Origin of the sequence: Devosia sp. (assembly GCF_017744655.1) — a bacterium.
In the GTDB taxonomy this organism is placed as follows: Bacteria; Pseudomonadota; Alphaproteobacteria; order Rhizobiales; family Devosiaceae; genus Devosia.
The window spans coordinates 246,141-259,002 of sequence record NZ_JAGIAW010000001.1 but is presented as its reverse complement, the minus strand read 5'-3'; the positions used below and the strand labels follow the sequence as shown (position 1 = coordinate 259,002).

11 protein-coding genes are annotated in these 12,862 nt (G+C 61.4%); 6 read left to right on the top strand and 5 right to left on the bottom strand.

The window, feature by feature from the left end; translation table 11 throughout:
- The first annotated feature begins 23 nt into the window (after positions 1-23).
- The 6 genes from J7557_RS01225 (at position 24) to pth (ending at position 4,873) form a co-directional block, all read left to right on the top strand.
- Complete coding sequence (locus tag J7557_RS01225; RefSeq protein ID WP_291416546.1) at positions 24-956, top strand: ribose-phosphate pyrophosphokinase; 933 nt, start codon at positions 24-26, stop codon at positions 954-956.
- A gap of 155 nt (positions 957-1,111) precedes the next feature.
- Positions 1,112-1,519, top strand: a complete 408-nt coding sequence (locus tag J7557_RS01220; RefSeq protein ID WP_291416544.1) for a YciI family protein — start codon at positions 1,112-1,114, stop codon at positions 1,517-1,519.
- A gap of 3 nt (positions 1,520-1,522) precedes the next feature.
- A complete protein-coding gene (locus J7557_RS01215) occupies positions 1,523-1,876 on the top strand; it encodes a YciI family protein (RefSeq protein ID WP_291416542.1) in 354 nt (117 codons plus the stop codon).
- On the top strand, positions 1,873-3,108 hold the full coding sequence (locus J7557_RS01210) for a DUF6596 domain-containing protein (RefSeq protein WP_291416540.1): 1,236 nt from the start codon (positions 1,873-1,875) through the stop codon (positions 3,106-3,108). Before J7557_RS01215 ends, J7557_RS01210 begins: the two co-directional genes overlap by 4 nt.
- A gap of 258 nt (positions 3,109-3,366) precedes the next feature.
- Positions 3,367-3,987 (top strand): 50S ribosomal protein L25/general stress protein Ctc, encoded by a 621-nt coding sequence (locus J7557_RS01205; RefSeq protein WP_291416538.1) that lies wholly within the window; start codon positions 3,367-3,369, stop codon positions 3,985-3,987.
- Positions 3,988-4,174: 187 nt separating this feature from the next.
- Positions 4,175-4,873 carry an aminoacyl-tRNA hydrolase gene (gene pth, locus J7557_RS01200; RefSeq protein ID WP_291416537.1) on the top strand — a complete coding sequence of 233 codons (699 nt, stop codon included), beginning with the start codon at positions 4,175-4,177 and terminating at the stop codon, positions 4,871-4,873.
- Positions 4,874-5,274: 401 nt separating this feature from the next.
- Here the strand turns inward: pth and J7557_RS01195 are convergent, their stop codons facing one another.
- From J7557_RS01195 to J7557_RS01175, 5 genes are all read right to left on the bottom strand, one after another.
- Positions 5,275-6,642: an alpha-glucosidase/alpha-galactosidase gene (locus J7557_RS01195; protein ID WP_291416535.1), complete on the bottom strand. Its 1,368-nt coding sequence runs from the start codon at positions 6,640-6,642 to the stop codon at positions 5,275-5,277.
- A 20-nt stretch (positions 6,643-6,662) separates the two neighbouring features.
- A complete protein-coding gene (locus tag J7557_RS01190) occupies positions 6,663-8,327 on the bottom strand; it encodes an ABC transporter ATP-binding protein (RefSeq protein ID WP_291416533.1) in 1,665 nt (554 codons plus the stop codon).
- A 10-nt stretch (positions 8,328-8,337) separates the two neighbouring features.
- Entirely contained in the window at positions 8,338-9,525 is a 1,188-nt protein-coding gene (locus J7557_RS01185; protein WP_291416531.1) for an ABC transporter permease, read from the bottom strand.
- Entirely contained in the window at positions 9,522-10,532 is a 1,011-nt protein-coding gene (locus tag J7557_RS01180; RefSeq protein ID WP_291416529.1) for an ABC transporter permease, read from the bottom strand. Before J7557_RS01180 ends, J7557_RS01185 begins: the two co-directional genes overlap by 4 nt.
- A 172-nt stretch (positions 10,533-10,704) precedes the next feature.
- Positions 10,705-12,732 (bottom strand): ABC transporter substrate-binding protein, encoded by a 2,028-nt coding sequence (locus J7557_RS01175; RefSeq protein WP_291418253.1) that lies wholly within the window; start codon positions 12,730-12,732, stop codon positions 10,705-10,707.
- Between the last annotated feature and the right edge of the window lie 130 nt (positions 12,733-12,862).

The window sequence follows — 12,862 nt, the reverse complement described above, 5'->3', positions numbered from 1 at the left end:
CTGGTTGAGACAGGATCGCCCTCATGAAACTGGTGACTGGCAACTCAAATCGTGCCCTCGCCCAAGCCGTCGCCAGCTATCTTGAGCTCCCCCTGACCGACTGTACGGTCAAGCGCTTCGCGGACAAGGAAGTCTATGTCGAGATCCACGAAAACGTTCGTGGCGAAGACGTCTTCGTGCTGCAGTCGACCAGCTACCCGGCCAATGACAACCTGATGGAACTGCTGATCCTGACCGACGCCCTGCGTCGCTCCTCGGCACGCCGCATCACCGCGGTCCTCCCCTATTTCGGCTATGCCCGCCAGGATCGCCGCGCCGCCGGCCGCACCCCGATTTCGGCCAAGCTGGTGTCGAACCTGATCACCGAAGCCGGCGTCAATCGGGTTATCACGCTCGATCTGCACGCCGCCCAGATCCAGGGCTTCTTCGACATCCCGACCGACAATCTCTATGCCGCGCCGATCATCACCCGCGACATCCTCGACAATTACAAGCTCGACAACACCATGATCGTGTCGCCCGACGTCGGCGGCGTGGCCCGCGCCCGCGCCGTGGCCCAACGCCTCGGCACCGATCTCGCTATCGTCGACAAGCGCCGCCCCAAGGCCGGCGTGTCCGAGGTCATGAACATTATCGGCGACGTCTCCGGCAAATCCTGCATCCTCATCGACGACATCGTCGATTCCGGCGGCACGCTGGTGAACGCCGCCGACGCCCTTCTCAAGGCCGGCGCCAACGAGGTGTCCGCCTACATCACCCACGGCGTCCTCTCCGAAGGCGCCTCCGAGCGCATCGCCGGCAGCAAGCTCAAGGAACTGGTCGTCACGGACTCCATCGAAGAGACCGCCGCCACCAAGGCCGCCGCCAACATCCGCCGCATCACCATCGCCCCCCTGATCGGCGAAGCCATCGCCCGCACCGCCAGCGAACAGAGCGTCTCCAGCCTATTCGACTGAAGTCGCTGCGTTATCAATGACATGAAGCGCCTGGCCGGAATCAACGTCTTAGGCGCTTCATCTTTTTTCGCATCCGTGTCGAAAACCGCTTCCCCTCCCCGACATTGTTGTGCCGCACTACAAAACCAGCGGCCAACCGTGAAAGGACGAGTGCGATGCGTTATCTCCTGATGCTCTACGCCGACGAGAATGCCGGCGCTGCCATCCCGCCCGACCAGATGGCCAAGGCCATGGAGGGCATGTTCGCCTATCAGCAGGCCCTCGAAAAAGCCGGCGCCTTCGTCTCCACCTCGGCCCTCGGTCGTACCAGCGACGCTCGCACCCTGCGCATGTCAGGCGGCGAGATCCACAATGTGGATGGCGCCTTCGTCAATCAGGGCGGCACGCTGAAAGTGGAAGAAGGCCCCTATGCCGAAGCGCGCGAGCAATTCGGCGGCCTTTTCGTCATCGAATGCGAAGACATGGATGCGGCCGTCAAATGGGCCGCCCGTTGTCCCGCCGCCCAATGGGGACCCATCGAAATTCGTCCTATCGTCCACACCAGTTCCGCCAAGGAGGCGTAACCCATGCGCTACATGATGCTCATCCACCACGACGAAACCAATATGGGCGACCCCGCCGGCCAGCAGGCGCTCTATGCCGCCTGGGGCGCCTTCAACGAAGCCCTCGCCAAGGCCGAAGGCGCTGCCCCTGGCGAACGCATGCAGTCCCCCACCCAGGGCAAGACCGTCCGCACCCGCGATGGCGAGACCCGCGTCGTCGATGGCCCCTATTCCGACGCTAAGGAACAGCTCGGCGGCTATTTCTTCATCGAAGCCAAGGATTTCGATGAAGCCGTCAAATGGGCCGAGCTTTGCCCGGCCAGCAAATACGGCACCATCGAAATCCGCCCCATCGTCCAGCTGGACAAGAACTGGTGAGCGACACCGCTCAGCGAGCCGCCGAACGAGCCGCCCGTGAAAGCTACGGGCGCCTCCTCGCCTTCCTCGCCGCCCGCACCCGCGATGTCGCGGGCGCCGAAGACGCGCTGGCAGAAGCCTTTGCCAGCGCCCTTGCCTCATGGCCGGAACAGGGTGTTCCGGCCAACCCCGACGCCTGGCTGCTCACCGTCGCTCGCCGCCGCCAGACCGATGCCTATCGCCGCGTCGGCACCAGCAGAGCAGGCGAAATGCATCTCACCCTGATGCGCGAAGAACTGGATGACCTCGCCATGACTCCAGAAGCCATCCCCGATCGCCGCCTTGCCCTGATGTTCGCCTGCGCCCACCCCGACATCGATCCATCCCTCCGCAGCCCGCTCATCCTCCAGACCATTCTCGGCCTCACCGCCGCCGATATCGGCGCTGCCTTCCTGATCCCCGCTGCCACCATGGGCCAGCGCCTCGTTCGCGCCAAATCGCGCATCGCCGAACTCGGCATCGCCTTCGAAATCCCCGACACGGAAGACCTACCCAGCCGCCTCGACGCCGTCCTCGAAGCCATCTACGCCGCTTACGCAAAAGGCTGGAACGACCTCGTCGGCGAAGCCGGCGGCCAGTTGGCCGAAGAAGCCATCTGGCTAGGTCGCCTCGTCGTCGCGCTCCTGCCTTCGTCGCCCGAAGCCAAGGGCATGCTGGCCCTCATGCTCTATTCCCACGCCCGCCGCGCCGCGCGCCGCAGCCCCACCGGCGCCTATGTGCCCCTCGACGAGCAGGACACGGCCCTTTGGGACATGGAAGCCATCGAAGCCGCCGAAACTATCCTCCGCGCCGCCAGCAGCGCGGGTCCCACCGGCCGCTGCCAGCTCGAAGCCGCCATTCAATCCGCCCACGTGGTCCGCCGCCTCACCGGCGCCGACAACTGGCCGATCGTGGTAAAACTCTACGACATCCTCCACGCCATGACAGGCTCGCCCGTCGTCCTCCTCAACCGCGCAGCGGCTCTAGCCGAAACCGAAGGCCCCACCGCCGCCCTCGCCAGCATCGCGCCGCTTGCCGACGACAAGCGCATGGCCGACTACCAACCCTACTGGGCCGTCCGAGGCCGTCTGCTCGCTGAAATCGGTAACCGGGAAGCTGCGCATGAAGCACTGACGCTGGCCATGGGTCTGTCGACCGATCCGGCCATTCGCAATTGGCTGGAGGCGAGAAGGGCAGATCTGTTGGCAGGCTAGCCAATCCTCACCACACTCGTCTTTTCCCACCGTGTCATTCCCGCGAAAGCGGGAACCTCCGTTGCCTGAACAGGGGTTCCCGCTTTCGCGGGAATGACATCGTGCGGAGGAGAGAGAAGTATAGCCCCAACCCGCAGAATCCCTTGCCCCAACTCCCCCTTTCCTCTATAGCCCGGCGCATGAAGCGCTCGTCACCCCTGGAGGACGGGCGCGTATGCTGTTGTGATGACGCATACACCAACCCAATGGATGCTTTCCATGGCTGAAAATAAAGTGCTCAAGGCACAGGCGCGCAACGGAGTGGGCAAGGGGGCCGCTCGCGAAGCTCGTCGTCAGGGACTCGTTCCCGCAGTTATCTATGGTGACAAGAAGCCCCCCGTCACCGTTTCCGTGGCCTATAAGGACGCACTGAAGTTCATCTACGCTGGTGGCTTCAAGTCGCACATCCTCGACCTCGACGTCGATGGCACGATCCACAAGGTCATCCCGCGCGATTACCAGCTCGACGTCGTCATGGATCAGCCGATCCACATCGACTTCCTGCGCGTCGCCAAGGGCGCCAAGATCAACGTTCAGGTTCCGGTTCACTTCGAAAACGAAGAAGCAAGCCCCGGCCTGAAGCGTGGCGGCACGCTCAACATCGTGCACCACACGCTCGATCTGACCGTTTCTGCAGACAGCATCCCCGAATTCGTGACCGTCGACCTGACCGGCCTCGATATCGGTGACACCGTCCACATCTCGAACATCAAGCTCCCCAAGGGCTCCGCTGACCACAGCCACGAAGAAGACGTGACGATCGCCACGATCGTTGCTCCGTCGGCTCTGAAGTCCAGCGGCGGCGACGCTGCCGAAGAAGGCGAAGCATCAGCCGAGTAATCGGCCTAAGCTTGAAACCTCTAGGGGCGGCCTTCGGGTCGCCCCTTTCTTTTTCAGAGCTTTTTGCATACGTGGTTTATCTCCATCCACGGTGTCATTCCCGCGAAAGCGGGAATCCCTGTTTTGGAATGGAGATCCCCGCTTCCGCGGGGATGACCCGGCGGAATAGTAGAAATTAGAGCGCGCCATGAAACTGCTTGTCGGCCTGGGCAATCCCGGCGGCCAATATGAAGGCAATCGCCACAATATCGGCTTCATGGCCGTCGACGCCATCGCACGCGCCAATGGCATTTCCGGCTGGAAGTCCAAGAATTCTGGCCTCCTTGCTGAAGGCACTATCGGCAGCGAGCGCGTACTGCTCCTGAAGCCGCAAACCTTCATGAACAAGTCCGGCGATAGCGTGCAGAAGGTCGCCAGCTTCTACAAAATCCCGCCGGCCGACATCATCGTCTTCTACGACGAACTCGACCTCGCCCCCGGCAAGGTGCGCGTCAAAGTCGGCGGCGGCAATGGCGGCCACAATGGCCTCCGCTCCATCGACCCGCAAATCGGCCTCGACTACAAACGCGTCCGCCTCGGCATCGGCCATCCCGGCAAGGAATTCGTCACCCACCACGTGCTGGGCGACTTCGCCAAGGCCGACAAGACCTGGCTCGATCCCCTCCTCGACGACATCGGCCGCCACACCGGCATGCTGCTGGCCGGTGACGACGCGGGCTTCATGAACAAGCTGGCCCTGGCGGCCAAGGGGACCGAAGAGCCCAAGCCGGCCCCCAAAGCCCAAAGCCACATTCGCCAGGCTCGCACGAGCAAGCCCCAGGCCGAAGTGCCGAAGTCCGGGCCCATGGCCGACATGCTCAACAAGCTGTTTGGCAAGGGCGAGTAGGCTACCCTACATCGTGGCTCACACACCCCCTCCCAACCTCCCCCATCAAGGGGGAGGTGCCAGGCCGGTGGTTTGGCTCGCATCCAGTTCCAAACTCGATGCAACACCTCCCCCTTGATGGGGGAGGCTGGGAGGGGGTGACGGCAAGCACAACTGCCGCCCTCCCCTCGCCCCTTGTGGGAGAGGGACAGATTTTCTGCGTTCAGCAGAAAATCAGGGTGAGGGGTATCTCTCCTCCGCAGAGGAGTTCGTGACGGAACACCGTACCCCTCATCCGCCCTCCGGGCACCTTCTCCCACAAGGGGAGAAGGGAGAACCGTGGCTCACATCCTTCGGCTCCCCTCCAAAAAACAAAAAGGCCCCGGTGCTCCGCACCGAGGCCCTGTCGGGAAACCCTACCCCTACGCCACGCGCTGCTTGCGCGGCCCGCGTGCCCATTCCGGCAACATCGCGCCGTGCGCCTCGAGCAGATCATCCACCAGGTTCCAGATCTGATCCAGATCCAGTTCCGCAGCCGTATGCGGGTCCATCATCGCAGCATGATAGATATGCTCTCGATTTTCCTCGATCAGCGCGCGAACGGTCAGTTCCTGCACATTGATATTGGTGCGGATCAGCGCCGTAAGCTGCGGCGGCAGTTCGCCGATATAGGTCGGCTGCAGCCCGTTATCGTCCACGAGGCAAGGCACTTCCACCGCCGCATTATACGGCAGCGAGGTGATGACGCCATTGTTGCGCAGGTTCCCGTAGATCACCGAAGGCTCGCCGGTCCAGACGGAGTTGACGATGGACGAAGCATATTCCTTGGACTGCTTGACCTCGATCCGGTCGGCCTTGCGATAGTCCTCAGACGTCTGCTTCCACTTGGCGATCTGCTCGACGCAGCGCTTCGGATATTCATCCAGCGGAATGCCGAACTTCTCGATGATGTCCTCGCGCCCTTCCTTGATGAAATAGGGCGTGTACTCGGCAAAGTGCTCGGAACTTTCGGTCACGAAATAACCGAGGCGCGTCATCATCTCGTAGCGCACCTTGTTCGGGCAGCGCGGGTTCCAGCCGGGTTTCGGCGCACGGCCCTCGCGATAGGCGCGGTGGAGTTCGGGGTAAAGGTCCTTGTAGGTACCGTCGGCCTGGCGGTGCTCGAACTTGAGATAGAAGGCCATGTGGTTGATGCCGGCCGAGCGGTAGCGGATTTCCTCGTAGGGAATGTCGAGGTCATGCGCCAGTTCCATCGCCGTGCCCTGCACCGAGTGGCAGAGACCAACCTGCTTGATCGTCGGATATTTTTCCGAGATCGCCCAGGTGTTGATGGCCATCGGGTTGACGTATTGAAGCATGATCGCGTCGGGCGCGACCTGCAGCATGTCCTCGCAGATGCTCCAGAGATGCGGCACGGTCCGCAACCCGCGCATGATGCCGCCAACGCCCAGCGTATCGGCAATCGTCTGGCGCAGGTTGTACTTCTTGGGCACGTCGAAATCGACGACGGTGGACGGCTCATAGCCGCCGATCTGGAAGCAGACGACGACGAAATTGGTACCGTCCAGCGCCTGGCGCTGGTTCGAGAAGGTCTCAACAGTCGCCGGCACGCCCAGCGTCGCCACCAGCTTCTTGGCAATGATGGCGCTTTCTTCAAGCCGCGTCGGATTGATGTCCATCAGGCGGATCTGCGCACCAGCCAGCGCCGGTCGCTGCAAGATATCGCCGACAATGTTCTTCATGAACACCGAGGAGCCAGCCCCGATGAAAGTGATCTTTGGGTTCGCCATGTTGTAAAAAACTCCAGTCGTCAGGCAGCGATTTCGAATGCGGCGCGGACAAGCCGAGCCGTATATTCGGTTTGGGGATTGGTGAGAACTTCGTTGACGGGTCCCTGCTCCACGATCTTGCCGTGCTGCATCACCATCACCCGATGGCAAAGGGCCCGCACCACCTTCAGGTCATGCGAAATGAAGAGATAGGAGAGGCCCTTTTCGTTCTGCAGCTTGCGCAGCAGATCGATGATTTGAGCCTGCACCGAAAGATCGAGCGCCGAGGTCGGCTCGTCGAGCAGGATGAATTCAGGCTCGAGCGCAATGGCCCGAGCAATGGCGATACGCTGGCGCTGCCCGCCCGAGAATTCATGCGGGAAACGGTTGAGAATGGTGTCCGGCATGCCCGCATCGCGCAAAGCCTGCCGCACCCGCTCCAATCGCTCATTGCGATTGGCCCCGAGCCCATTGACGATCAACCCTTCCTCGATGATCTGTCCAATCGACATACGCGGATTTAGGCTCGCAAACGGGTCCTGGAACACGATCTGCATGCGGCTTCGGAGCGGCCGCATTGCCTTGCGATCCTTGTTATGGATCGGCTCGCCGTCGAAAAAGATCTGCCCGCCCTGATTGCCGATGAGCCGGATCAGCGCCTGCCCGAACGTGGTCTTGCCCGACCCACTCTCGCCGACAATGCCGAGCGTCTCGTGCCGCATGAGCTTGATGTCGAGATTGTCTACGGCCTTGAGTTCAAAGAAGTCTGGATTGAACAGCCCACCGCGCTTGAGCGTATAGGTGACCTTCACCTCCTTGCCCTCAAGCACCGTGTCATGCGCACCCTCTTCGAGCGGCAGTGCCGTGCCCTTGGGTTCGGATGCCAACAGGTGCCGCGTATAGGCATGCTGCGGATTGGCAAACAGCGCCTCGGTCTCGTTGTGCTCCTGCACAGCCCCGTTCTGCATCACATAGACATAGTCGGAGAACTGCCGGACCACGGTCAGGTCATGGGTGATCAGGATCACCGCCATGCCATACTTGTCCTTGAGATCCTTGATGAGATTGAGGATCTGCGCCTGCACCGTCACGTCGAGCGCCGTCGTGGGCTCGTCGGCTATAAGAACGTCCGGCCGGTTGGCCAGCGCCATGGCGATCATCACACGCTGCCGCTGCCCGCCCGAAAGCTGGTGCGGATAGTTGTTGAGGCGAGCGCGCGGTTCAGGGATCTGTACTTCCTCAAGCAGCTTTTCGGCCCGGTTCATGGCCTCTTGCTTCGAGACGCGATTGTGCAGGTGGATGATCTCGCAGATCTGCTGGCCAACGGTATAGACCGGGTTCAGCGAGCTCATCGGCTCCTGAAAGATCATGGCAATGTCATTGCCGCGCAGTTTTCGCATGTCGCGATCATTCATCGCCACGACATCCTTGCCCGAAAGCGTGATGCGCGTGTTCTTCCCGATGGTGGCGCGCTTTGTAAGAAGCTTCATCAGCGTACGCGCCGTCACCGACTTGCCCGAGCCGCTCTCCCCCACAAGGGCAATCGTCTCGCCCTTGTGCAGCTGAAACGACACGTCCTTAACCGCCTGCACCACCCCGCCCTCGACCTTGAAGTCGACAGCGACATTGCGGGCATCGAGGATCAGCTCGCGACCATGCGATCCCAGATCATGCCGTTCGGCAGGCGCAAAATTGCTGGTTGTCATTTTCGCGTCCTCAATAGGGGTCGATCGCATCGCGCAACCCGTCACCCAGCGCGTTGAAGGCAAAGACGGTGATGAGCACGAAGATCACCGGCGAAAGAATCCACGGATAGGACCCGATTACCGAGAACGTCCCCGTATCCTGCAGCATCAGGCCCCAGGAAATCAGCGGCGGCTTCACGGCAAAGCCGAGGAAACCAAGGAAGCTCTCGAGCAGCACAACACTCGGAATAGCCAGCGTGATCGACACGATAATGTGGCTCAACACATTGGGCAGGATATGCCGCGTAATGATGCGCCCATCCGACGAGCCCACGGCAATCGCCGCCCGCACATAATCGATCCGCGCCAGCGACAGCGTCTTCGACCGCACTTCGCGGCTCAACTGCGCCCAGCCCAACACCGCCATGACGAAAATCACGAAGGTCAGAAACACATTGGATGGCGCGGTGACCGGTATGAGCGAGGTCAAAGCCAGGTAAAGCGGCAATTGCGGAAAGGCCAAGACAAACTCGACAAACCGCTGCACCCAGGCATCGAGTCGCCCGCCGATATAGCCCGAGGTGATCCCGACCAACGTGCCGACAATCGTCGTCAACGCCACCACCACGAGAGCAATGGTCAGCGAAATTCGCGACCCCACGATACCGCGCGAGAGAATATCTCGTCCGAACTTGTCCGTTCCCAGAAGCTGGATTGGCCGTCCATCGGTCGAGCCGAAGAAGTGGATATTGGACGGGATGAGCCACAGGAAGTAATAGGAATAACCCTGCACGAAAAACCCGGTCGGCGTCGGATTGTCGAGCACGGGCCCCGTCAGCGGCTGAAACGTCACCGGATCGAATTCACCTGTATCCCCAATGGGGAAAACATGCGGGATCAGGCTGAAATTGCCAGCCGAGTCCTGAAAGGCGATCACGTCGGGCGGCGCAAAAGGCAGGTTCGTCGCCTTCGGGTCCATCACCGCAAAGAAATCGGCGAAGATGGAGACAACCAGCAGCAGCCCCACAAGAACCAAGCCAATCATACCCATGGTCGAACGCCGGAACCGCCGCCACACCAGGCTCGCATAGGTCTCGTTGCCCGAACCATAGCGGGTTACGACCGGCGCGACATCGGCTTCTTCGGCCGGCGTCGGCGCGGGGCCACCGGCAGCATCGGTGGGCAGGGGAATGGAGGAATGCGTATCCACTTTGGTCATTCTGCCGATCCTCCAAGACGAATGCGCGGATCGAGCGCGACGAGCAATAGGTCGGAAATGATGTTGCCGATGATGAGCGTGGTGGCGAGCACCAGCATGAACGAGGCGGTGACGAAGACGTCGCCCACGGCCATGGAGCCGACGATGGCCGGTCCGACCGTGGCAAGGCCGAAGACGACCGCGACCTCGATTTCACCCGTGAGCATATAGGGCAGCACCACGCCCTGATAGGCGATCAGCGGATGCAGCGCATTGGGCACGGCATGCTTCATGATCACGGCGCCTTCCGGCAGACCCTTGGCCCGCGCGGTCTCGACATATTGGCTGTTGAGCACGTCGAGCAGATTGGCCCGCATCACGCGCATATTGTAGGCGAGCCCGCCAAAGGTCGCGATGAAGATCACCGGCCAGACGTGGTAGACGAGATCGACGAACTTGCCCCAACTCCAGGGCTGCCCGCCCCAGCGGGCCGAGAAGAACATGCCCACTTCCTGGACGTTCATCTTGAACACCAGAACGTAGAGAATGATGATCGCCAGCAGGAACCGCGGGATCGTCATGCCGAGGAAGGAGATGATACCGAGCAGCGTATCCGTCCAGCTATACTGGCGGGTCGCCGCAATGATGCCGAGTCCGATGCCCAGGATCGAGGCAAGGATATGGCACACCAGCGCCAGCGCAATGGTGGCAGGCAGGCGCTCGGCGATCACATTGCCGACCGGCTTGTTGTAGTAGAGCGAGTGCCCGAAATCGAAGCGGGTCACGATGCCGGTGATCCAGCGGAAATACTGCATGATCAGCGGGTCATTGAGCCCGTTGGCCTGGCGATAGGCCTCGGCCTGGATTTCGGCGAGGTCCGGCCGTACGCCGCCCTGGTTGATCAGCATTGAGCGGATATAGTCGGCATAGTCGCCGGGTGGCGCTTGGATGATGGCGAAGGTCACAATGCTGAGCAGAAACAGCAATGGGATCGCGCCAAGCACGCGCATCATAAGAAATCGAAGCATGAACGGCCTCACTGGCTAGGGGCACAACCCCTTCCCCCAACCCTCTCCCCGGAGGGCGAGGGGGCGGATCGTCGACATTGCGCGATCCTGCCAAGGTCACTAAACGGATCCCTACCCTTCCGCAGAGGGGGCTGGGATGAGGGGCGGCGAGACCGCCCCTCGCTGTGTCGGATCAGGCCGGACCGGCACTGCCCGGAGCGCCAGGCAGCGTTTCCGGATGCAGTTCGAAATCGCCCTGCTTATCTTCCGGAACGAAGACGCGTTCGCGGATGATGTTGTCTTCAGCCCAGTTGAACATGAAGATCGGGGCACCGGCCGGGATATTGGCGAAGCGCTTGTTGATGATCAGCGCCCCCGGATACTGGGTCAGACCCACCGAGTAGACATTCTCGGTGAAAATCTGCTGGTACTGCTTCATCAGTTCCGAACGTTCGGCATTGTCGCTGGTCGAAACAAACTTGGTGACGATGTCGACCAGTTCCTGTTCGAAGGGCAGGAGATCGAGCGTGCCATCCGTGCCACCGCGGTGGAAGCTGTGGATGGTCGGCCCGGTCGGAGCCAGCGCCGCGGTGTTCTGCACCACCGACACCATTTCCGCACCCTGACGCACCACCTGCCAGTCGAACTGACCAGCCTGGGCCATGTCATCACGCGCCGTACCCTGCTGGAAGTTGGCGATGACGCGCAGGCCAAGCGGTTCCATCATGGCAATGATGCCTTCGGCCAGGTTCGTATCCGTGCCGTAGTCCGAATTGGCGAGCAGCGTGATTTCCACATCGGCGCCGCCAGCGGTGCCTGCGGGGAAGTTGCGGATGCCATTGCCATCGGTGTCAACGAGCCCAAGACCATCGAGCAGAGCGCCCGCGCCATCGGCGTTGAACGGATAGTAGACGGTGGAAGCCTTGTCGTAATAGGCCGTGCCGGCATAGAGACCGCCCGGGTAGATGGCGGTGAACGGACCACGCACCAGGGATTCACCCAGACGCTGCCGGTCTACAGCGGCCGAAATGGCCTTGCGGAAGTCCGGATTGCGGTTGAGTTCGCGGATGGCCTGGGCGCGTTCGTCTGGTTCACCCCAGCCATTGGCCGAGAAGTTGAACTGCAGCGCATAGCCGATGGTGCGGGCGCCGAACTGCAGACGGGCCGGAGCACTTTCTTCAGCCGAGCGACGCAGGGCTTCGACATAGCTTTCGGCCTGCTCGAGGTTCGAGAAGTCGCCCGAACCGGCAACAGCCTGAACGTCGCGGTCAGCCCAGGTCGAAAGGCGGTAGTGCAGCTCGTTCAGATAAGGGAGCTGGTTGCCGTTTTCGTCAACCTTCCAGTAGTAGGGGTTGCGGCGCATGACCACGATGTCATCCGGCCGATATTCCACCGGCACCCAGGCGCCCATCACCGGAATATTCATATATTCGGGCGGGAAGGCGTTCTTGTACTGATCGTAGGTGTTGGCCGAATTGTACTTCGGGTGTTCTGGCTTCAGAATATGGCTCGGACCCGGACAGAACGTGCCATAGGCCATGGTATAGAGATACTGCGTCGGGAAGGCGTCCTTGAAAGTCCACTTGATCGTATAAGCATCAATGGCTTCCAGCGTCGTACCGACACCAAAGCTTTCCGGCGTCGCGCCGTTGAGCGGGCTTACATTGGGATCCATGACGTTGTCGTTCCAATAGAACATCACGTCTTCAGAATCGAACGGGTCGCCATCGGACCACTTTGCACCCTCGATCAGGTGCATGGTCAGCTCATGGCCGTCTTCCGACCATTCCCAGCTCTTGGCCAGGTTCGGCAGCGGCTCGAGTTCGTCGGCCTTGACCTCGAACAGCGGACCCGTGCGCGTCAGACATTCGGAAAGGCCGATATCGATACCGCCCCAGCCCTGGCTCTGGCCGCCGACATAGTTCCAGCCTTCCGGACGGCCGCCGATCACATGGCGCATGACGTCGCCATAGACGCCGACGCCATCGGGCATGTCGCCGATCTTGAAGACCAGCGGCTCCTTGGGCAGGCGCTCGGCCACGGGCGGCAGCGTGCCGGCCTCGACATATTTCGAGGTCACCCAATCGGGTTCATGATATTCCGGCAGCGCCTTGAATTCGAGGATATCGCCAACCGAAACGAAGTTCGGTTCGCTCTGGGCGGCAAAGTCAGGCGGATCCGGCAGGTCGCCGGTCAGTTCCTGGGCCGGAATGGCGAGCATTGATACGGACAGCAAAAGTCCTGCCCCGCCAAGGGCATAGATAGGCTTTCTCAATAGAACCTCCCTTTGCAACGAGGCAGCGTTTGGTGCGTCGAGCCAGTCACTCCCACTGACTCCGGGGCCCCGTGCA

Coding starts and splice junctions, on each gene's coding strand:
- J7557_RS01225 (WP_291416546.1), top strand. CDS start 24: ATGAAACTGGTGACTGGCAACTCAAATCGTGCCCTCGCCCAAGCCGTC.
- J7557_RS01220 (WP_291416544.1), top strand. CDS start 1,112: ATGCGTTATCTCCTGATGCTCTACGCCGACGAGAATGCCGGCGCTGCC.
- J7557_RS01215 (WP_291416542.1), top strand. CDS start 1,523: ATGCGCTACATGATGCTCATCCACCACGACGAAACCAATATGGGCGAC.
- J7557_RS01205 (WP_291416538.1), top strand. CDS start 3,367: ATGGCTGAAAATAAAGTGCTCAAGGCACAGGCGCGCAACGGAGTGGGC.
- pth (WP_291416537.1), top strand. CDS start 4,175: ATGAAACTGCTTGTCGGCCTGGGCAATCCCGGCGGCCAATATGAAGGC.
- J7557_RS01195 (WP_291416535.1), bottom strand. CDS start 6,642: ATGGCGAACCCAAAGATCACTTTCATCGGGGCTGGCTCCTCGGTGTTC.
- J7557_RS01190 (WP_291416533.1), bottom strand. CDS start 8,327: ATGACAACCAGCAATTTTGCGCCTGCCGAACGGCATGATCTGGGATCG.
- J7557_RS01185 (WP_291416531.1), bottom strand. CDS start 9,525: ATGACCAAAGTGGATACGCATTCCTCCATTCCCCTGCCCACCGATGCT.
- J7557_RS01180 (WP_291416529.1), bottom strand. CDS start 10,532: ATGCTTCGATTTCTTATGATGCGCGTGCTTGGCGCGATCCCATTGCTG.
- J7557_RS01175 (WP_291418253.1), bottom strand. CDS start 12,732: ATGCTCGCCATTCCGGCCCAGGAACTGACCGGCGACCTGCCGGATCCG.